The 20,385-nt window shown below is 63.5% G+C and carries 13 protein-coding genes and 1 pseudogene; 2 read left to right on the top strand and 12 right to left on the bottom strand.

All coding sequences use genetic code 11. From position 1 onward, the window contains the following. Positions 1-112: 112 nt before the first annotated feature. The 4 genes from IEJ03_RS11285 to IEJ03_RS11270 are packed head-to-tail and all read right to left on the bottom strand — an operon-like array spanning position 113 to position 5,141. Positions 113-544 (bottom strand): hypothetical protein, encoded by a 432-nt coding sequence (locus tag IEJ03_RS11285; RefSeq protein WP_192034956.1) that lies wholly within the window; start codon positions 542-544, stop codon positions 113-115. Further along, positions 531-2,378 (bottom strand): tyrosine-type recombinase/integrase, encoded by a 1,848-nt coding sequence (locus tag IEJ03_RS11280; RefSeq protein WP_192034955.1) that lies wholly within the window; start codon positions 2,376-2,378, stop codon positions 531-533. The genes IEJ03_RS11285 and IEJ03_RS11280 overlap by 14 nt, the downstream gene beginning before the upstream one ends. Next, the gene (locus tag IEJ03_RS11275) at positions 2,375-3,991 is read right to left on the bottom strand and encodes a hypothetical protein (protein WP_192034954.1); all 1,617 of its coding nucleotides are present in this window, start codon (positions 3,989-3,991) and stop codon (positions 2,375-2,377) included. The genes IEJ03_RS11280 and IEJ03_RS11275 overlap by 4 nt, the downstream gene beginning before the upstream one ends. Then, on the bottom strand, positions 3,984-5,141 hold the full coding sequence (locus IEJ03_RS11270; RefSeq protein ID WP_192034953.1) for a tyrosine-type recombinase/integrase: 1,158 nt from the start codon (positions 5,139-5,141) through the stop codon (positions 3,984-3,986). The genes IEJ03_RS11275 and IEJ03_RS11270 overlap by 8 nt, the downstream gene beginning before the upstream one ends. A gap of 42 nt (positions 5,142-5,183) precedes the next feature. Here IEJ03_RS11270 and IEJ03_RS11265 point away from each other — a divergent pair. Together IEJ03_RS11265 and IEJ03_RS11260 are read left to right on the top strand one after the other, a co-directional pair. Beyond that, positions 5,184-5,600: pseudogene (locus IEJ03_RS11265) on the top strand (antibiotic biosynthesis monooxygenase); the annotation flags it as partial. Positions 5,601-5,829: 229 nt separating this feature from the next. Continuing rightward, a complete protein-coding gene (locus IEJ03_RS11260; RefSeq protein WP_192034952.1) occupies positions 5,830-7,350 on the top strand; it encodes an aldehyde dehydrogenase family protein in 1,521 nt (506 codons plus the stop codon). Positions 7,351-7,483: 133 nt separating this feature from the next. On the opposite strand, the gene IEJ03_RS11255 is transcribed toward IEJ03_RS11260, so the two are convergent. The 8 genes from IEJ03_RS11255 to IEJ03_RS11220 form a co-directional block, all read right to left on the bottom strand. Next, entirely contained in the window at positions 7,484-8,707 is a 1,224-nt protein-coding gene (locus IEJ03_RS11255; protein ID WP_192034951.1) for an HD-GYP domain-containing protein, read from the bottom strand. Positions 8,708-9,068: 361 nt separating this feature from the next. Then, positions 9,069-11,117, bottom strand: coding sequence for a choline BCCT transporter BetT (betT, locus tag IEJ03_RS11250; RefSeq protein WP_192034950.1), 2,049 nt, complete (start codon positions 11,115-11,117; stop codon positions 9,069-9,071). Between the two features lie 476 nt (positions 11,118-11,593). After that, positions 11,594-12,253, bottom strand: coding sequence for a hypothetical protein (locus IEJ03_RS11245; RefSeq protein ID WP_192034949.1), 660 nt, complete (start codon positions 12,251-12,253; stop codon positions 11,594-11,596). Between the two features lie 143 nt (positions 12,254-12,396). Next, positions 12,397-13,110 carry a response regulator gene (locus IEJ03_RS11240; RefSeq protein ID WP_192034948.1) on the bottom strand — a complete coding sequence of 238 codons (714 nt, stop codon included), beginning with the start codon at positions 13,108-13,110 and terminating at the stop codon, positions 12,397-12,399. 74 nt (positions 13,111-13,184) lie between these two features. Next, positions 13,185-14,624, bottom strand: a complete 1,440-nt coding sequence (locus IEJ03_RS11235) for an ATP-binding protein (RefSeq protein ID WP_192034947.1) — start codon at positions 14,622-14,624, stop codon at positions 13,185-13,187. Continuing rightward, positions 14,621-17,761: an efflux RND transporter permease subunit gene (locus IEJ03_RS11230; RefSeq protein ID WP_192034946.1), complete on the bottom strand. Its 3,141-nt coding sequence runs from the start codon at positions 17,759-17,761 to the stop codon at positions 14,621-14,623. Before IEJ03_RS11230 ends, IEJ03_RS11235 begins: the two co-directional genes overlap by 4 nt. Continuing rightward, complete coding sequence (locus tag IEJ03_RS11225) at positions 17,758-19,089, bottom strand: efflux RND transporter periplasmic adaptor subunit (RefSeq protein WP_192034945.1); 1,332 nt, start codon at positions 19,087-19,089, stop codon at positions 17,758-17,760. The genes IEJ03_RS11230 and IEJ03_RS11225 overlap by 4 nt, the downstream gene beginning before the upstream one ends. Before the next feature lie 135 nt (positions 19,090-19,224). Next, positions 19,225-20,277 carry a LacI family DNA-binding transcriptional regulator gene (locus IEJ03_RS11220; RefSeq protein WP_242457945.1) on the bottom strand — a complete coding sequence of 351 codons (1,053 nt, stop codon included), beginning with the start codon at positions 20,275-20,277 and terminating at the stop codon, positions 19,225-19,227. Between the last annotated feature and the right edge of the window lie 108 nt (positions 20,278-20,385).

Genomic DNA, 20,385 nt, shown 5'->3' with positions numbered 1-20,385 from the left:
ATACTTTAAGTGAAGCCCAAAGTTTTTTGATTACCGAAAGGGAGGGGGCAGAGAGAAGCGCAGTGTCCCATAGGCGAAGACCTACAAGTCCACACCAACCACATAACCCGGTTTACCTAGTTTTTGAGGGGAATCCGACCACTTTCTCATTCTCCACGATGGATCGCAGACGCTCATTATCAGCTACTAACGAGGCCATTTCAGAAGCCATATCTTGGCTGAGTTTTCGTATATCAAGATACTCTTGTCTAAGTGCTGTATACTTGGCTCTTAGCTCCTTCAGCTCGGTATTCTTTTCATCCCGCTGTGCACGAACCGCCTTATTACCCGCCTCCCGAATACGCTCGGCAAGACCAGGGTGATTGTTGTGAATGGTCGCTCGACTGACCCCGGCTTCCTCAGCCACCGACTGGATGCTGAGCTTGCGCCCTGGTTCGACCACTTTGGGGCGGCCTTTCTCTATTCGCACTATGGCCTGGCGTATTGCCTTTGCAGTCAATTCGCCCCGCGTAAGCGGCTGGGAAGTATCATCAGGTTGCGACATCAGCCAAGTCCTCTCCGGTTGCTCCAAGCCCCTTCAGGACCACCTCGCAGCGTTCTATGTCACGTTCGACCCGCTCGGTGCCTCCGGGCCCAATATCTGTGAGATCACGCAATTCGAGCTGCTGGGAATAGATCTCTTGCCACACGAACTTGCGTGATTCATCGATGACGGCATTGCCACAGTCTGCACAACGTGTCTTCTCGATACCCTGGCCGCCGTTACAGCCTCCAGTGTCGGCGGTACACCACGCGACGCCGGTGGCCCGCAGGTGAACCAAGGGGCTGATTGTTTTGGCCATCTCAGCGCGCCCTTCCTTGGTGGCAAGCGCCTCGTTTTTCGTGCGGAAGGCCTGGATCGGGTCGGCACCACCACCCACCAGGATCGAATCAGGTTCTAGCCAGTGCTCCAGGAGATCCATTTTGATGCTCTGTGCGGCTAGGCCGATGCTATCGTAAAGATCGGCATCCTGTTGCCGGGACATGGCGTACAGCGTGGTCATGTCTAGCGACCAGTGCTTGAAATGATCCCGTAGGTAGCGAAGGTCTCCAAAGGCACTGTGAGCGGCGTAGACCGCGAAGGTGCGACGAAACTGATGCGGCGTAAAGCGCCATTCCAGCCCGCACTGGGAAGCAAATGTATTGAGGCGCTTAATGACAGAACTGATTGAAAGCGTTTCAATCCCGTATTTATGTTTCTTTCCCACAGCCAGGAACAAGCGATGGCTATGCTCCCGCAGCTGGGGTATGTCGACGTCTTTCGGATTGTCGGTTCGCAGGGCTGAAATACGCTGCTCCAGATTCGCTTGTAGCGGTTGCGCAAGGCGCTCAGCCACGACAAGGGCGCGGTGAGTAATCTCGGCCACCAGCCACTCGCAGTCTCTTACGCCCGTCTTGTAGGAGGTTCCACGCATCCAGTGAAAGGAGTCACCCTCTTCATCCAGAGTTTTGAAGGCGCATTGATTTTCCAGTGAGCACAGTTCAGATACGCGGATACCGCTGGTAATCAGGACGATGCTCATACACGCAGTTTGCAGGTGTCTCTCCGCTTCGCTCAACTCACTTTTTGTCCAACCCAGCTTATTCAAGCGTGCTTGGATGGGCTTCCGGCTCATACCCTCTAATAGCCACGCTTCAACTCGCTCGCGGACACTGATGATGTCATCGGCCTGGTCCAGCCAGTCCACTGTCGACTGGAGCAGCGATCCCAAGATGTCATCCGGGATGATTTCAGTCTTAGCTTCTTGGTGAAAAAGTTTACTCTGCCCCGCAAGTTTATATGCTGACGATTCCTGCCAAGGGTAAGGCATGGAGTCACTGGACTGTTGGCTGAGGATGTGGAGGTTTTTTACAGCCACAAAACGCCGGTTCAAGTATGAACCTGAAAGCGGTTCTCCCTTATGACCCTTTAGCTCTTTGCAGAACTCCACATACTGTTGGCAGATCAGTGGTGTCACATTGCTCAGCCGGGATACTCCCCGATCATTAAGCCAGATAAGAAAAGCTATCGCCTGATAGAAAAATTGACGAATCGTATTTCCTTTGGGCGGGGAACTTCCTTCAATTCCTTTCAGTATGTAAGACGTCACGCAGGTCTTGAATGTTTCTCGAAACGCCAGCGGCACCCGCAAGAAGTTTAATAGTTTTTGGCTGTTACTTGTCCCAGCAGTGAAAAGACTATCAGGGAGAGTCACGACATCATCGCCACAATAGCTCAGAACCTGGTAGCTGCCATCTTCCAGCCGCATCCCGGTAAGAACAGCGTGCGGGTTGAAGGCCCCTGCCTCGATGGCTTGGAGGGATTTCATCTGCTCGGCGCGGAACCTGACTTCGTTCATGCGATGTCCTCTAACCGTTCCGGATCACGCCAGAAGGGGTGCGGGTCGACTTTAGCCCGTTGCCTTTGAATACTTACAAGCTCGGCATCAAATTGTGGGGTGACCTCCCGGTCGATGATCCGGATTATGTGGCCGTAAACCTGTTTCCAAGCACTTGCTCCCATGCTTTGGCGCATCTTAACCAGCCCCCAATAGAGGCTGAAGATACGGTATAGATCATCTCCCGTCACAACGAAGGACCGGCAACGAAAGCAAGCCAGGAACTTCTGGCAGTGCTCGCCATTTTTGGGTGCACGCTCTCCGTTCAAGGTGTCCCGACAACGGGCTACCGGCGTTTTCTGGGTTGGCCCTAACTCTACTTTTTCATGGTTAAGCAGTTCCTCGATGCGAACCTCGCCCATGAGACGCCAGTCTTTCTCGGCGCGTTCCGGAGCCTCCAGATAGTGGTTGTCGGACACCTTAGGGGTATGACCTCCGAGTCTGGCGGTCAGGAACGGGTCCTGGCCAGACAGAGTGAACAACCGGTTCTCAAATGTCTTGCGCAGTCGCATGACATTGAGCTTCAGCGGCTGGCCATCGGCATCTTTTATCTGGTGGCGGTCGAGAAATGCTTTTATGCCTCGGTTGAGTGTGTTCATCGTCATGCGACTTATTTTTCCGGCGTTTCTATTGTCCTGATTCACGTAGACAAATAGCCGCTGTGGGTAATCGCTCGCCTGTCGTGGCGAAGCGTTGCGAATACGCACAAGATCAATAATGCGTGCCACGTCAGGCAGCGCAGACACCATCGATTCAACATCGGTGGTGCGGCGCAGGCTCTGGACGTGCGTGGTGCTGCCACGACGCTTGAAACTTACCAGCACGTATCGGTCTTTCTTGATGGGGTGGGGGTGGAGGCAGTCGGTTAGGAGTTCCGAGGCAGGGGTCGGATTAATACCCGTTCTCGCTGCAATTGCCAGCAGGCATGTGACCAGCTCATAAGATGTTAGCGGTCCACTTCCTTTGATGATCTCCAGCATATCGGCTTTCATCGCCCGCAAAACGCTAAGGCGTTCTGGTTCACTCAGGGCGGTCTGACCGTTGTGTGATCTATTCGAGTTCGGGAAGGGATTGGTCGGGAAAATATTTCTGGCAATCCAGCCTGATTGCCCCATCGCCACCAGTAACGATTTGGCGGCTTGGTATCGGCTTCTCTGGGTACCCAGGCTCCCCCCCGATTGCCGCAAATGGGAAATGAAGTGATAGATGAACTCACGGTCGATATCATCCAGTCGCAGCTCGCGTCCCAGCGCGGAAGCCATCGTGGCGCAGAATGAAATTAAGTATGACACTCCGTTACTGAAATATGTGACGAGACTAGCCGCGCTATGCGTTTTTCCACCGCTTTCAATGGAAGCTTTGGCCATGCGATCCATTGCACGTTGAGTGGCATAGACCACTACATCGCAGTCGTTTCCGTAGTGCTTGGCGAAATTGAGGTTACGCTGGTCCGTGGCCCCTTCGGGCAAAGACACAACCTTATTGGCAGGAGGCAGACTCGTGAGATCTAGCGTTTCGTCATTGGCGACTTTGCCAGGGCGGGGGGGTGTGGATTGTAGCTTTTTTCTAGGCATCGCCAATCTCCCTGCTGATGAGGTCGATTTCACTCTGGTAGTCGTTCATCAGCGCATCCTCAAGTTCTGAGAGGCAGTGCAGATATTTCTCGGTGGTTGTGACCGAGGCATGGCCCAGTCGGTCGCGAACATACAGCAAGGCATGCGTCTGGGCCTTGGATTGCATCATTGCGTACAGCGTGTGCGTGGCGTAGGTATGGCGCAGGATATGGACGTTGAGGTAAGGAATACCGGCAACCTCTCCAGCCTTCTTCACAATACCCAGGAAGGCTGCCCCGTCGTTCGCGTAAGGTTGGCCGGATTCCGTCAGGAACAAAACGGACTGGCGCTGCCCCGAAATGCTCTCATGCTGGTAGCGACGGTCCAGGACGTATTGCCAGAGGGCTTCCATTACGGTGCGGGGCACGTCGATCCCTCTGGGCTGATTGCCTTTGATGGTCATGTCGCGTGGATCAAGATTGACCCGGATGAAAGAGCGGTGCTTGGTGTAAGTCGCCGGATTTATAACGTATTTCAGCGGAAACGTTGCAAGTTCCTCTCGGCGCAGCCCTGTCGTGAGCGCTAATCTAACGATCAACTTGTGCGTGGGATTGGTGATGGCGTTCAGGAGATCAACCGACTGGTGCTTGCTCAACACCCGAATGACGGTTCGGGGCGTCTTCAGCATGATGTCTGGGCTTGTGTGCTTACCACCACTCGCATCGACGTGAGCCAGGAACCCTTTCGGTTGTCTCACCGTGACTGTTTCCATGGCATACGGAACAGTCGTCACCCAACCAGTGTTGGCGGCATACCGATAGAAGGCGCAGAGGAGTCGTAGTCGTGCATTAACTGTTGCCGCGGCAAGACTTCCCCCCTCGGGACTTAGGTTCCAGTCGCGGAACTCTGCCAGAATCGTTGCTTCTCGATCATTGCCCACATCACGCCAGTCAATGCCATTCACCTCACACCAACCGAAGAATTGATACAGCGCTTTCCCATAGGTGATCCACGATTTTTTGGATTGGACCCTTCCGCGCTTGATCAGGTGCGCGATGCAAAAGTCCAGCGCTTCCTCAACAACCTTTCCCTCTGCGGAAACAAGAATTGGAAAGCCTGGGTAGCTTAGGCCGTTGAGTTTGAATTTGTTCGTGCTGAAGAAGAGGTCCATTATGAGATGCTAGCAGGAGGTATCACTTTGGCAAGTGGGAATCAGATCATTTTCCGCTTCGCGGATGCCGCGACCATGCGTGCCTGGGAACACTCGGCGTCGCGCCGTGCCTGGCTCGGCCGCGGCGAGGGCCTCTACGTGGCCCCCCAGGAATATCGGGCCACGGGGATCGACCGCTGGTTCCAGGATGCCCAGGGCAACACCCCGCCGCGCTGGAAGCAGGCGGTGGCGATCTGGCTGGCCTTCTTCCCGGTCTCGCTGCTGTTTCAGCTGCTGTTCGGTGAGTTGCTGGCCGGCCTGCCGCTGGTGCCGCGTGTGCTGGTCAGCACCCTCGCGCTGACCCCGGTGATGGTGTTCCTGTTCATCCCGCTGTCCACCCGTCTGCTGGCCCCCTGGCTGCACGGCGAGGTGACCATGTTGGGGCGCCTGGAGCGCCTTTTGCACCAGCGCCGAGCATGAGGCGCGATGCCACCATGAGCATGTCTGCCGGCCTTCTGGCTGGCAGACCTGAGGAGAAAACGCAGGGCAGAAGAGAGAATGGAAGGGGGGAGTGAGAAGAGGCTCAGACTAAAGAATGACCACTATGATCGGTTGTTGGCGGTAAGGAGCGGCGGGATTCCACTAGGCTCAATGGTGACGGGGGAGATGCCCCGCCGCCCATACATGAGCCAAAATCAGGAGCCACGCCATGATCTACGCCTCCCCTGGCAGCGCCGACGCACTGGTATCTTTTGCCGAGCGCTATGGCAACTTCATCGACGGTGAGTTCAAGGCGCCCCTCAAGGGGCAGTACTTCGATAACGTCAGCCCGGTGAATGGCGAGGTGTTCTGCCAGATCCCGCGTTCCACGGCCGAGGACATCGACCTGGCGCTGGATGCCGCCCACCGTGCCGCCCCGGCCTGGGGGCGCACCTCGGCGGCCGAGCGCGGCAATATCCTGTTGAAGATCGCCGATCGCCTCGAGCAGAACCTCGAGATGCTGGCCGTGGCCGAGACCTGGGACAACGGCAAGGCGGTGCGCGAGACCCTCAACGCCGACCTGCCGCTGGCGGTGGATCACTTCCGCTACTTTGCCGGCTGCATCCGGTCTCAGGAAGGCACCGCCACCGACCTGGACCACAATACCGTCTCCTACCACTTTCATGAGCCGCTCGGGGTGGTGGGGCAGATCATTCCCTGGAACTTCCCGATCCTGATGGCCACCTGGAAACTGGCTCCGGCACTCGCCGCCGGCAATTGCGTCGTCCTGAAGCCTGCCGAACAGACCCCGGCCTCGATCCTCAAGGTGATGGAGCTGATCCACAACCTGCTGCCACCCGGGGTGGTCAATATCGTCAACGGCTACGGCGCCGAGGCCGGCCAGGCGCTGGCCAGCAGCCCGCGCATCGCCAAGATCGCCTTCACCGGTTCCACGCCGGTCGGCTCGCATATCCTCAAGTGCGCCGCCGAGAACATCATTCCCTCTACCGTGGAGCTCGGCGGCAAGTCACCGAACATCTACTTCGCCGACATCATGAATGCCGAGCCCGCCTTCATCGACAAGGCGGTGGAAGGCCTGGTGCTGGCCTTCTTCAATCAGGGCGAGGTCTGTACCTGTCCGTCCCGGGCGCTGATCCAGGAGAGCATGTACGACGACTTCATGGCGCGGGTGATGGAGCGCACGCAGTCGATCAAACGCGGCAATCCGCTGGATACCGAGGTGCAGGTGGGGGCTCAGGCTTCCCAGGAGCAATTCGACAAGATCCTCTCCTACATGGAAGTCGCCCGCGAGGAGGGCGCCGAGTTCCTGACCGGCGGCCATGTGGAGCGTGTCGAGGCGGCCTTCGACAAGGGCTTCTATATCCAGCCGACCCTGCTCAAGGGCCACAACAAGATGAGGGTCTTCCAGGAGGAGATCTTCGGCCCGGTGGTGGCGGTGACCACCTTCAAGGATGAGGCGGAGGCACTCGCCATCGCCAACGACACCGAATTTGGCCTCGGTGCTGGGGTCTGGAGCCGCGACATGAACGTGGCCTTTCGCATGGGCCGCGGCATCCAGGCCGGGCGGGTGTGGACCAACTGCTACCATCAGTACCCGGCGCATGCCGCCTTCGGCGGTTACAAGAAGTCCGGTGTGGGCCGCGAGACCCACAAGCTGGCCCTCGAGCACTACCAGCAGACCAAGAACCTGCTAGTCAGCTATGACATTAACCCGCTGGGCTTCTTCTAGCGCAGCGGTATCGCGATGCCGGCCACGGCGAAGAGACCGGCAGGAATGTGGGCAAGAGGCTCAGGGCCGGAGGCGCGACCGATGTCGCGCCTCCGGTCTTCATCGCTTCCGTTGCCGACGTCCCTGCTCGGCATCAGAGCAATAGCCGCATCACGGTTTCCATCGAGATGCCATGACTGCCGGGCGGTAGCACGCGACGGATCTTGAGGGGCGAGTCGTCCGGCAGCTCCTCCCGAGACAGGTCGACCGTCATCTCGGCAATCGGCGTTTTGTGCTCGTCGAGCAGGATCCGGATACGAGGCCGCAGGCGCTGCCCTGGCTCCTTGGAGATCACGATGCCGATCATGCCATTGTTGAGTTCGACGATGGCGCCGGGGGGGTAGATGCCGATGCATTCGATGAAGCTTACGACCAGGGCTTCGTCGAAGTGCTGGTTGCGCGCCTGATAGAGGATGCGCAGGGCCTCGTCGGGGGGGCGGGCCTCGCTGTAGACCCGCTCGCTGGTGATGGCATCGTAGGCATCGATGATGGCGATGATCTTGGCGGCCTGGCCGAGCTCGTTCCCGGTCTTGCCGTAAGGGTAGCCTTCGCCGTTGATGCGCTCGTGATGGTCCCGGCTGGCGGTCTTCACTTCGTCCGAAAGAGTGGGGTCCTCGGCCAGCATGGCATAGCCTTCCAGCACATGCGCCTTGACCTGCTGATACTCCTGTGCCGTCAGCTTGCCCGGCTTCTCGAGGATGGCGGGATCGACCCGCATCTTGCCGACGTCATGCAGCATGCCGGCGAGACCGAGCTCCTCGATCCTGGCCTGAGGGTAGCCGAGGTGTTGGGCGAAGATCATCGCCAGTACGCCGACGTTCAGGCAATGCTCGGCGGTGTACTCGTTCTTGTGCTTGATGCGGGTCAGCCACATCAGGGCATTGGGGTTGGCGATGATGGATTTTGCGAAGTGCTGGATCGTCTCCTTGACCTGGGGCATGTTGCGATGCCAGTTCTGCTGGTCCGACAGCAGCCGGGTGACCAGTTGCTTGGCCTCGACGTAGTCCCGGCGGGCGCGAGGCAGTTCCCGTTCCATGGGGTGGCGAAAGCCAGCCGGCGCGCGGAATGCGCCAGGCACGGGCGAGGCTGCGCCCTTGACGTCCTGGGCGGAGCGTTCCACCGAAACGTAGACCCGTCGACAGTGACGCCTGAGCGTCTCGAGCTCTGCCTCCGTGGTGATCAGCAGCCCCTCGAGCAGGAAGGGCGTCTCGAGCCAGGGGCGATCCAGATCGGCCACGTACATCCCGATGCGCAGCGCAGATACCGGTACTTCGGTCAGTGCCTCGGCCGACACGCTAGTCGCAAAGTCCTGCTGCATGATCCTTCATCCTCTGGGCCGAGTATCAGCCCCATGTTCGCGTGTTATGAAGAGTATGGACCATTTTATCTGGGGAGTAACATAGCGCTTGGCGGGAATTTGCGTCTCGATGATCATCTTTTTGTATGGTGATCTCCCACCGAGTGCGTCGTACCCCGCTCGGGGCGGGGCGTCTGGTCGCTCCCTTCGAGCCCTGGCTGTCGGCCGGGGTCGACTACTACCTGGTCTACCGGGCGGGAAGTCACAAAAAAACGGCGACTCCGTGGAGTCGCCGTTTGGCGTGCCGGGGCTCGAGGTTCATGACTCAAGGCCCCGGCGGATCATGCCTTACTTTTCTTGGCGCCTTACTTTTCCTGATGCCTTAGTTGGCGCTGGGCATGGTCTCCATGTCGCCGACCGAGCCCGGCATCGCCGGCACGGCACCGGCTTCCCCGGCCGTGCTCAGGAACTGCAGGTGGCGCTCGTACTCGGCGAGCACGTCATGCATCACCTGGTTGCGGGTGCAGCCGTTGAGATCCTGGCCCAGGGCCCCTTCGGCCAGGTAGACGTCCAGGCGCAGGTAGTAGTCGTCATCCACCTGGAGGAAGCTCGGGGTGGGCAGACGCTGGGAGCGCACCTCGTAGACGAAGCTTGGCGCCTCCTCGAGGTCGACCTGCAGGGTCAGGCGCGGCAGCGGTTCACCCTCGACCTGGGTCTCGCTGACGTGGGCGGCCTGGCCACGGCCCTTTAGCTCCTCGGCGAGCTGGGTCAGTGCCGGGCGGATGGCGTGCTCGATGGTTGCCGCGGTGCCGGCCCGGTTGGCGGTATCCAGTGCCCGGTCGAGGCGCTCGCGCCAGTCGCCCTGGTGGGTGCCACCGGCAACCTGCTGGCGGGCATCGGCCTTGTGCGTCTCCAGGCGCAGGGCGCGGGTCAGGCCGGCCATGATGGCGAAGATCACCAGCGAGAAGGGCAGGGCGGTGATCACCACGGCACTCTGCAGGGCGTTGAGGCCGCCGGCCATCAGCAGGGCGATGGTGATCAGGCCGATTACCGCGGACCAGAAGATACGCAGGCGGATCGGCGCATCATGGTTCACGTCCGACAGGATGGTGGTGAAGTTCGCCAGTACTAGGGCGCCGGAATCGGCGGAGGTGATGAAGAACACGATCCCCAGCACGGTGACCACCGAGGCGGTGATGCCGATGTACGGGTACTGCTCGAGGAAGGTGTAGATGGTGGTCTGCGGGGTGGCCAGTGCCTCCTTGCCCAGTTCGACCAGGCCCTGGTTGGCGACCATCTCGATGCCGCTGTTACCGAAGATCGACATCCAGGCCATCATGAAGCCGAGCGGGATCAGCAGGGCACCGGTGACGAACTCACGGATGGTGCGGCCACGGGAAATGCGCGCCAGGAACAGGCCGACGAACGGCGTCCAGGCGATCCACCAGCCCCAGAAGAAGATCGTCCACCAACCCATCCACTGCTGGGCATCGTCGCCGGCGAAGGCATAGGTGTCGAAGCTCTTGGCGAGGAAGCCGCTCAGGTAGTCGCCGGCATTCATTACCAGGGCGTCGAGCAGGTGCAGGGTCTGGCCCTGGAAGAGCACGAACAGCAGCAGCGCGGTGGCCAGCAGCATGTTGAACTCGGAGAGGCGGCGGATGCCTTTCTCGACCCCGGTCACCACGGAGATGGTGGCGAGGATCACGACCAGCACGATCAGCACGACCTGAGTCGTCAGGCTCTCCGGTACATCGAACAGGAAGGTCAGGCCGTAGTTGAGCTGGATCACGCCGATGCCGAGGCTGGTGGCGATACCGAACACGGTGGAGATCACGGCGGTGATATCGACCGCGTTACCGATCGGGCCGTTGATACGGTTACCGAGCAGCGGGTAGAGGGCGCTGCGGATGGCCAGCGGCAGGCGATGACGATAGCTGAAGTAGGCCAGTGCCATGCCCATCAGCACGTACATGCCCCAGCCGGTCAGGCCCCAGTGGAAGAAGGTCTGGGGAACGGCCTGGCGCAGGGCCGCGGCACTCTCCGGCGCCATGTCGGGCGGCGTGAGGTAGTGCGACAGCGGCTCGGCCACGCAGAAGAACAGCAGGTCGATGCCGATGCCGGCGGCGAACAGCATGGAGGCCCAGGACAGCAGCGAGAATTCCGGCCGCGAGTGGTCGGGCCCCAGGCGGATCGAGCCGGCCCGGGAGAAGCCGATCACCACCACGAAGACCAGGTAGGCCACGGCGGCCAGCATGTAGTACCAGCCGAAGGTGTCGTTGATCCATGCCAGACCCGCATCGAAGAAGGCGCCGGCCTTCTCGGTGAAGGTCATGGTGAAGATCAGGAACAGCAGGATGCCGGCCGCCGATCCGAGGAAGACGACGGGATTGAGACGATCCCGTCGTGGGGTGGCTTTCATGTCTTGCGCCATGGTGGGCAGACTCCCTTATGTCGATGAAGAAGGTGATGCATTTATTTTGATTGAACGACCAATCAATAAAATAACAAGAAACGAAGAAATCACGCACCGGGAACGGATCCGGGTGCTTGCCGAGACGTCGACGTCATGGGCCACGGGCGGCTGCCATGACGGTTTTTTATTGATTGATCGTGCAAATAAAATACAGGCTTCTGAAACGACCTTCAACCGTTGTGCTTGCCCTGAGCCTGCTCTGCTCACTGTTCCTGGTTCTCTGCTCGTTTTGCTGGGGGCATGGTCAGAGAGGACGCGAGTCTCGAGTGGACCCGATGAACTTCGGGCAAGCGTAAAGGCATCCCAGGGGAGGGGGCAGGCAGTCTGGTGAAGAGCGAGGAGGCGAGAGGCGGGGAGCGAAATGCCCGACGCCCGGCAGGAGCCGGGCGTCGGGTAATCGGGGTCATGGGTGAAGCGGGGTCCCGCTCGGGCGATCAGCCTTCCTGGCGCTCCTCGCCGTGATGGTCGCCACGTTCGTGATGCTTATGGCCGTGATGGCGACGGGGCTGCTGGTCATGGGGCGGTGCCATCAGCACGGAGAGGGCGTGGAGCTGATCCTCGTTGAGCACCTCGGCCAGCGCTGCCCGGTGTTCCTCGCGGATGACCTCGACGGCGGCACGCCGGTCGTCGCGGCTGTCTAAGTCCTGCTCGTGCAGGGCGCGCATCCCGTCTCTCAGAGCCTGGTGCGCCTCGCGAAGGGTGGCCAGGTCCGCGTCGCTCAGGTCCCAGCTGCCGAGCAGTGCCTCCATGCGCTCTCTCTGATGCTCGCCTCGCTTGCCGTCACGGTGGTGTTCGCCGCGCGGATGATCCTTATGTGCCTCGCGGGCGGCGTCGAGGGTCGCGAGCTGCTCGTCGGTGAGGATGTCGGCGATGGCGGCACGCTGTTCGTCGCGTAGGGCCTGGCGCTCCTCGCGGAACGCCTGGCGCAGCTCGTGCAGGGCCTCGCGTTGCTCGGCGCTCAGCTCGAGGGATTCCATGGCCCCGTGATGTCCCCCCTTGGGCGGATGGTTCGGCTCTTGTGCCGTGGCGGTCAGCGGCAGGGCGATGGCGGAGATCAGGCTAAGGGCGATCAGGTGACGTTTGAATCGTTGCATGGAAGCACTCCTGTCCGAATTCTTGGCATTCCGCGAACCGCTATCGGCTCGGGGTAATGACAGTATCGTTAGTGATTGTGGTCTCAATGTGCAGCGATCAAGGCGAAAAGCAGCACTTGGCGTACACCTTATCCGCTCTTGCCTCAGCCCATCGGCTCCGGCTCGAACTTGTAGCCGACGCCGTAGATCGAGCGAATCACCTCCCGCTCGGGCCAGACGCCGGCGATCTTCTTCCTGAGCTTCTTGATGTGGGAATCCACGGTGCGCTCGGAGACGATGCGGTGGTCGCGGTACATGTGATCCATCAGCTGGTCGCGGGAAAAGATGCGCCCGGGCGCCTCCATCATCACCTTGAGTAGCTGGAACTCGACGGCGGTCAGCGCCAGGTCCTGGCCGTCGGCCAGCGCCTGCCAGCCGTCCTCGTTGAGCACCAGCTCGCCGGGGGTTCCGGGGGCTCCGGGCCGGTCCTGTGGCAGGGCCTGGCTGCGTCGCAGCACCGCCTTGATGCGGGCCACGACCTCTCGGGGGCTGAAGGGCTTGCAGATGTAGTCGTCGGCGCCGAGCTCGAGGCCCAGCAGGCGGTCGACCTCCTCGACCCGGGCGGTGAGCATGATCACCGGCAGCCGCGGCCAGCAATCGCGGATCTGGCGACACAGCACCAGGCCGTCGGTACCGGGCAGCATCAGGTCGAGCAGCACCAGGTCGGGCTGTTGCTTGTTGAGCCAGGGCATCACCTCGTCGCCGTGATCCAGGTGATGGGGCGTATAGCCGCTGCCGGCGAGATAGTCACCGATCAGCCGGGCGATCTTGGGTTCGTCCTCAACGATCAGGATGCGATCGGGGGAAGCCTCAGTCATGCCGATGTCTCCGCGGGTTCCATGGGGTATCTAGGGGGCCTAGGTAGCAAGAAGTAGATATCAAGAATCAGGTATCAAGAATTAGGCATCAGGGGAAAGTCGAGGGTCCAGCATAACCCGCCAAGCGGGGAAGGCGAGGCGGTGAGCTCGCCGCCATGGGCGCTGATCAGCGCCGCGGCGATGGAGAGCCCGAGGCCCGAGCCGCCGCTCCTGCGGCTGCGCGAGCCTTCGACCCGATACAGCCGCTGGGTGAGGCGGTGCAGCTCCGACTCGGGCACGCCGGGCGCGCTGTCCTCCCAGGTGAGGCGGGCCATCCGGTCTTTTTGCCCAAGCCTGATGCGAAGCTGTCCTGGCGCCGAGGTGTAGGCCAGGGTGTTGTCGATCAGGTTGTTCCACAGCTGGCGAAGTCGCTGGGCATCGCCGCGGATCATCAGGGGACCCTGGATGTCGCTTTCAAGCGTGATGCCGTGCTCGGCGATCCAGCCCTGGGCATCCTCGAGACGGCCCTTGAGGCTGTCGGCCAGGTCCAGCGGGGCCAGCGACACTTCCAGGGCGCCGGCATCGCTCTGAGCTAATAAGCGCAGGTCGCCGACCAGGCGTTCCAACTGACCGACCTCCTGGGACAGAGAGGTCAGGTTGTCCTGATCGAGGGGACGGATGCCATCCTGCATGGCCTCGATCTCGCCGCGCAGTACGGCCAGCGGCGTGCGCAGCTCGTGGGCGATATCCGACACCCAGCGCTGGCGAGACTCGCGGTTGGCCTCCAGCGTCTCGGCCAGCACGTTGAAGTCCTGGGACAGGCGCGAGAGTTCGTCACGGCCCCGCTCGGTGAGGCGGGCGCCATAGTCGCCCTCGGTGAGGCGCCGCGTCGCCAGGGCCATGCCGCGGGTGCGCCGCCCGAGCCACCAGGACAGGCCGCCGGCCAGCAGCAGCGAGGCCAGTACCAGCGAGGCGACGATGATGGCCAGGTTGCGCTGCTGCTGATCGAGGAAGAGCCTGTCCATCTGTGCCAGCAGCTGGTCCGGGGGCACATAGCCCAGGGTGCCGACCTGGCGGCCCTCATGGCGGATCGGGATCCACTCCAGACGGGCCGGTTGGCGATCGTGGCGCGGTGGCAGGCCGATCACCGGCAAGCCATCCGCGTCATGCAACACGAAGTCACGGGTCTTGGCCAGGTCGCGCTGGATGCCGACCGGGGGCGGATGGCCCTCCGGCCACAGCTGGCGACGTACCAGCGCGCGCCAGGCCCGCGGGTCGGTGCGCAGCTTCTGCCAGTTGCCTTGTCGCCCCCATTCGTTGCCTAGGGCGTCGGCCAGGTTGTGCACCAGTTCGGCCTGGGTGGTCTTCAGGTAGTCGATGAAGCCGTCATTGATGCTGCGCGAGACGCTGACGAAGACCAGGCCGGAAATCGCCACGTTGACGATCAGGATGATCGCAAACAGCTTGAGGCCCAGCACCGAGAGGGCCGGGCGGGCCAGGCGGCGGCGTTTTGTCGGCAGGGTTTCGTCGCTCATGGTGCCTCCAGGCGTTGGCTGTCCGGGGGCTGCGTGCCTGATTCTCGTCCGGGCAGGCCCAGAGCCCGGCGGGCATCCTCGATCAGCAGATAGAGCGAGGGCACCAGCAGCAGCAGGATCAGGGTGGCGAACAGGATCCCGAAGCCGATCGAGACCGCCATCGGGATCATGAAGCGGGCCTGGCGCGAGGTCTCGAAGATCATCGGGGCCAGGCCGAAGAAGGTGGTCAAGGTGGTCAGCAGGATCGGCCGCAGGCGACGCTGTGCTGCCGCGCTCACCGCCTCCCGGGCACTGGCGCCGGCACGCCGGCAGCGGTTGGCATAGTCGACCAGCACCAGGGCGTCGTTGATGACGATCCCCGACAGCGCCAGCATGCCGAGCAGGCTGATCACCGATAGGCCATAGCCCATCAGCTGATGGCCGATGACCGCGCCGATCAGGCCGAAGGGAATCGCCGCCATCACCAAAAGCGGTTGCAGGTAGCTGCGGAAGGGAATCGCTAGTAGCAGGTAGAGGGCGACCAGGGTGAACAGCAGCGAGGTTTGAAGACTCTGCAGGTTGTCGCTGGTCTCCTGTTGGCGGCCGCCGTAGCCGATCGACAGACCGGGCCATTCGGCGCGCAGGTCCGGGAAGACCTCGGCCTCCAGGCTGGTGACCACCTGGCTGACCGCGGTCGGCGGCGTGGCATTGGCGGTGACGTCGATGACCCGGTGTCCGTCGATGCGGGTGATGGTCGAGGCGGCGGTGTCGGTGGTGATCTCGGCGACCCGGGAGAGCGGCACCGTGACGCCATCCGGGGTCAGCACGCTGAGGTTCTCCAGTTGGGCGAGGCTCGAGCGGTCGCTCTCGGGCAGCAGCACGCGGACCTCGACCTCGCTGCGTCCCTGCTGCTGCCTGAGGGCGGTGGCGCCCTGCAGGGGACCGCGCAGCTGGGCGGCCAGATCGCTGCCATCAAGCCCCAGGGCGCGGCCGGTGGCGGACAGCGACAGGCGCAGCTCCTGCTTGCCACTATCGAGGCCGTTGTCGATGTCGGAGAGCGGCTGGTAATCGGCGAGGCGTTCGGCGAGACGCTCGGCGGCGCTTTCCAGCGAGGCGCTGTCGGTGGCCGACAGGCGCACCGTGAGGCCGGCCCCGCGACCGGGGCCGCCGACGTCGGACTCGAACAGCAGGGTCGCGGCGCCGGCTAGGGGGCCGACCTCCTCGCGCCAGGCGCGACTGAGCTCGCCGGTGGACCAGTTGTCCTTGACCTCGGTATCGAGGAAGGCCACCACGCTGAGGCTGTCGGCCTCCAGGGTGGCGCTGCTGGCGATCAATGTCGGGCCATCCTCGCGGGCCTCCACCCGTTCGAGGGCGGCCAGCAGCTGGCTGCGCAGCGCGCGATCGTCGGCGATCGGGCTGCCGGCCGGCAGGTTGGCGGTGACCCCGGCGCGGTTGGATTCCACCCGCGGCATCAGGGTGAAGCCGAGCCGACCGCTGGCCAGCCAGCCGAGCGCCAGGATCAACAGCGCCAGGGAAAGCGCCACCGTCAGGCCACGGTAGTCGAGGCTACGCTCGAGCAGGCCCCGGAAGGGGCCCTGGGTGAAGCGATCCAGGCCACCCTGCACCCGGTGGCGCAGCCGGTCCAGCGGGGCCAGCAGGCGGTTCGGCGCGCGGCCTTCGTGGCTCAGGTGGGCGGGCAGGATGAACACCGCCTCGACCCAGCTCAGGATGAAGATGCTGATCACCACCAGCGGGATGATGCCGAACACCAGGCCTAGGAAGCCGGGCAGGAACAGCAGCGGCAGGAAGGCGACGATGTTGGAGAGGATCGCGAAGGCCAGCGGCACGGCGATCTCCCGGGCGCCGAGAATCGCCGCCTCCCGGGCACTGGCGCCTCGCTCCCGGTGGGCATGGATGTTCTCGCCGACGATGATGGCATCGTCGACCACGATGCCCAGGGCGATGATGAAGGCGAACATCGAGATCATGTTGATCGAGACATCCACCAGCGGCAGGAACAGCAGCGCGCCCAGGAAGGCGGTGGGAATGCCGAGGGTCACCCAGAATGCCAGCCGCGCCTCGAGGAAGAGCCCGAGCAGCACCAGCACCAGGCCGAGCCCCAGCCAGGCGTTCTTGAGCAGCAGCTCCAGGCGGTCCTGGTAGATCTCCGAGTCGTCGTCGGCGACGCTCAGGGTCAACCCCTCGGGCAGGCTTGAGCGCAGCGCCGGCAGCAGCTCGCGAGTCGCGGCCGAGAGCTCGGTGGGCGGCTGGGTGCCGACCTGATAGATGTCCAGGCCGATGGCGGGCTGGCCGTTGTAGAGCACCTCGCTGTCGCTGTCCGCGAAGCCGTCCCGGACCCGGGCGATGTCACCGAGGCGGATCACGCCGCCATCTTGGGTCGCCATGACCGGCAGTTGCGCGAAGTGGGCGGCGCCCTCGCGGCGCGCCGCGTAGCGCACCATGTACCCGCCGTCCCGAGTGTCGAGGCTGCCGCCGGCGAGGTTCAGGGCCTCGTTGCCGATCCGGGACGCCAGGGCGTCATGGCTGAGGCCAAAGCGGCGCAGGGCCGTCGGGTCCAGGGTCACCTGCACCTGCCGGTCCCGGATGCCGGAGAGCTCGACCTTGGTGATGCGCTCGCTCGCCAGCAGGGCGCTGCGCAGCCGCTCGCTTGTGTTGCGCAGGGTCAGGTCGTCGCTATCGCCGTGCAGCATCAGCTCGACGACCGCCCGGGAGCGGCCGCTCAACGAGTAGCTCGGCGTCTCGGCGTCGTCGGGCAGGGTCGTCAGGCCATCGATGGCCTGCTGGATGTCCTGGTAGGCGCGCATCGTCTCGATGCCGTCCTGGAGCTCGATGGACAGCGAGCCACTGCCCTCCCGGGCGGTGGCGGTGATCTCGTCGATGCCGTCGACCTCCTGCACCGCCGATTCCATGGCCAGCAGCAGGCTCTGTTCGACCTCTTCGGGCGTCGCGCCCGGGTAGCTGACCGAGACGTTGACCGTCTCCAGCTCGAAGCTCGGGAAGACCTCCTTGTTGATCAGGGTCGAGGTCCACAGGCCGCCAAGGATCAGGCACAGCATCAGCAGGTTGGCGGCCACGCCGTGGTCGCGCATCCAGGCGATGGGGCCACGCAGGGAGCGGGAGTCGGGCGCCTGACTCATGCCTTGTCCTCCTGGCGGGAGGGCGTGCCCGTGCCCTCGGGCGGGGTAGCCGGGCTTGAGCGCCCTTCCTCGCTACCCTGACGCGCCACGCTGTCATCCACGGCATTGTCGGCCGAGCGCTCTGCGGTGACGGCCTCGTCTCCCGAGTCCGTGACCCGGGCCGTAAGGCTCATGCCCGCCTCCGGGGTGGCGAGGGTGCCAAGCACCACCCGCGCCCCGTCGGCAAGGCCCGCCTCGATGAGGGCGAAGGTGTCGCCGCGATAGGCCAGCTCGACGTCGCGGATGCGCAGGCGATCCTGTTCGTCGAGCACCCAGACCTGGCGGTTGCCGCGCAGGGCCGAGACCGGCAGGCGGATCAGCGGTCGCGCCCGATCGGGATGGAGGCGTGCCTCGAGCAGGTCACCCAGGCGCAGCGCCGGGGCGTCTGGCCGCTCAAACGCCAGGGGGTCGTCTACCGCGACCATCACCTGCGTCATCAGGCCGCCGTTCTCGAGGCTTGGCAGCACGCTCCAGACCTCGCCTTCCCGCGTCTGGTCGGCCGGCCAGGCAGGGCTCTCGAGGGTGACACGGCTGCCTTGGCCGTCGGCGTCATGGGTGTCGATCCAGCTCAGCGTCTCCTGGGGCAGGTTGAGGCGCACCCAGAAGCGGTCGATGCCGACCAGGCTGAGGATGTCGGCGTAGGTGCCGAGCCCCGCGCCCTCGCCGACCAGCTTCTCCTGCACCACGGCATCGAAGGGCGCGGTCACGGTGGTGCGGTCCAGGTCGGCCTGGGCCCGGTCACGTTGGGCGCGAGCGGTTTCCACGGCGGCGTTAGCCGCCTTGAGCTGAGGCTCGCGCAGCACCAGGGAACGGCGGGCCGGGGGCAGGTCGCGACCGAAGCTCCTGTACTCCGCGGCGGCGCGAAGCTGCTCGCCCTGCTCGGTGGCGAGATCCGCCTCGGCGCTGGCGAGGCTGGCCTGGGCTTCGCGCAGCGCCAGCTCGTAGTCGGTGGCCTCGAGCCGGGCGAGCCACTGGCCCTTGGCGACCCGGCGTCCGGGTTCGACCTCGGGAGCGAAGGCCTCGAGGCGGCCGCCGATCGAGGTCGACAGGGTCGTCTCCCGGGCGGCCAGCACCCGACCATGGGCGCTCAGCATCGGCGCCTCGGACTGGCGGCTGACGGTCATGACCTCGACGCTGGGTACCGGGCGCGCGGCCGGCATGCGCTTGGGAGCCTGGGGGCGGTGGCTCAGCCAGTAGCCGGCGAGTGCCAGGGCCACGGCGATGACGGCAAGGGCGGCCAGGCGGGCCCGCCAGGCATGGCGCGGGGACGATGAGGCGTTGGGGGACATGTAATCTCCGATCGAGCGGGGCGTGGCGAACGGCCATGATGGCATGCCGCCGCGGCGCAAGCGGGGAAAGATCGTGCAATGTCGCGATCAGGCCGCCGGTGCTCGGAATCGTCGAGGCTCAGCGACTGCCGGGGCTCAGGGACAGGTGTCGCCCACGATCAGTTCGGTGGTGAGCAAGCGATCCTCGCGGGGGCTGAGACCGAGGATCATGCGCGCGGCAATGCGGCCCTTCTCGGCGCTATCCTGACGCACGGTGGTCAGGCGGGGCGCCCGGTACTGGCCCTCGGCGATGCCGTCGAAACCGGTGATGCGAAGGTCCTCGGGCACCCGCAGGCCGCGTTGCTCGGCGAGCGTCACGACGGTCAGGGCGATGCGGTCGGACATGCACAGCAGCAGGTCGGGTCGTTCGTCGTCGGGCGCATCGAGGATCGCCTCGATCACCGGGGCGCAGACCTCGAAGGTGTTCTCCTCGATGTTCCACATCGGCACCGTCGCCGGGTCGAAGCCGTGCTCCTCGAGGGCACGGCGGAAGCCGGACAGCCGGGACCGGGTGATGGTCTGATCGGCGGCCAGCAGGGTGTGCTCGGCGGTGACAGGCCCGTTGCAGGCGGTTTCGGTGAGGCGCAGGTTGATGATGCCGGGGCGCCTGGGGGGCTTGGCCAGGGCATGAGTCGCGATGGCATGGCAGGCCGGGGCGTTGTCGACATGCACCTTGGGACGCCCGTCGATATCGAAGTCGACCGAGATCATCGGACGCTGGGCGGGCAGCCCCTCAAGCATCGTCGGGCTCGGCATGAGGCCGTAGATGATGTAGCCGTCGGCCATGTTGGCGGCGCCGGGGACCTGGGAGACATGCTGGCGGCCGGAGAGCAACAGCAGGGTGTGGCCATGGGCATCGAGCACCTCGGCGATGCCGGCCAGCAGCTCGCTGGCCACGGCATCATTGAGGCTGTAGGTCAGGGTCTCGGCGAGCACCACGGCGATGATCCGTGAGCGGCCGGTGCGCAGGCTGCGTGCCTTGGCATCGGGGCCCGAGTAGCCGAGTCGCCTCGCCTCGCCGAGGATGCGCTCGCGAAGCTTGGGCGAGAGCTGGTCGGGGCGATTGAAGGCATTGGAGACGCTGGCCGTGGACACGCCGAGCTCCCGGGCCAGGTCCTTGAGGGTGATGCGGGGAGGGGCAGGTGGCACAGGCGATTCCATGATGATGATATCTCGGCGTGATCATACCGTTGCAGGCCAGCGGTTAACAGGACCGCCCGTCGCCGGCCTGGAGGCCAGCGACGGGCGGGCTTCTGT

The organism is Halomonas sp. YLGW01 (assembly GCF_014840935.1).
In the GTDB taxonomy this organism is placed as follows: Bacteria; Pseudomonadota; Gammaproteobacteria; order Pseudomonadales; family Halomonadaceae; genus Onishia.
This window is presented reverse-complemented; position numbering and strand designations above follow the sequence as displayed.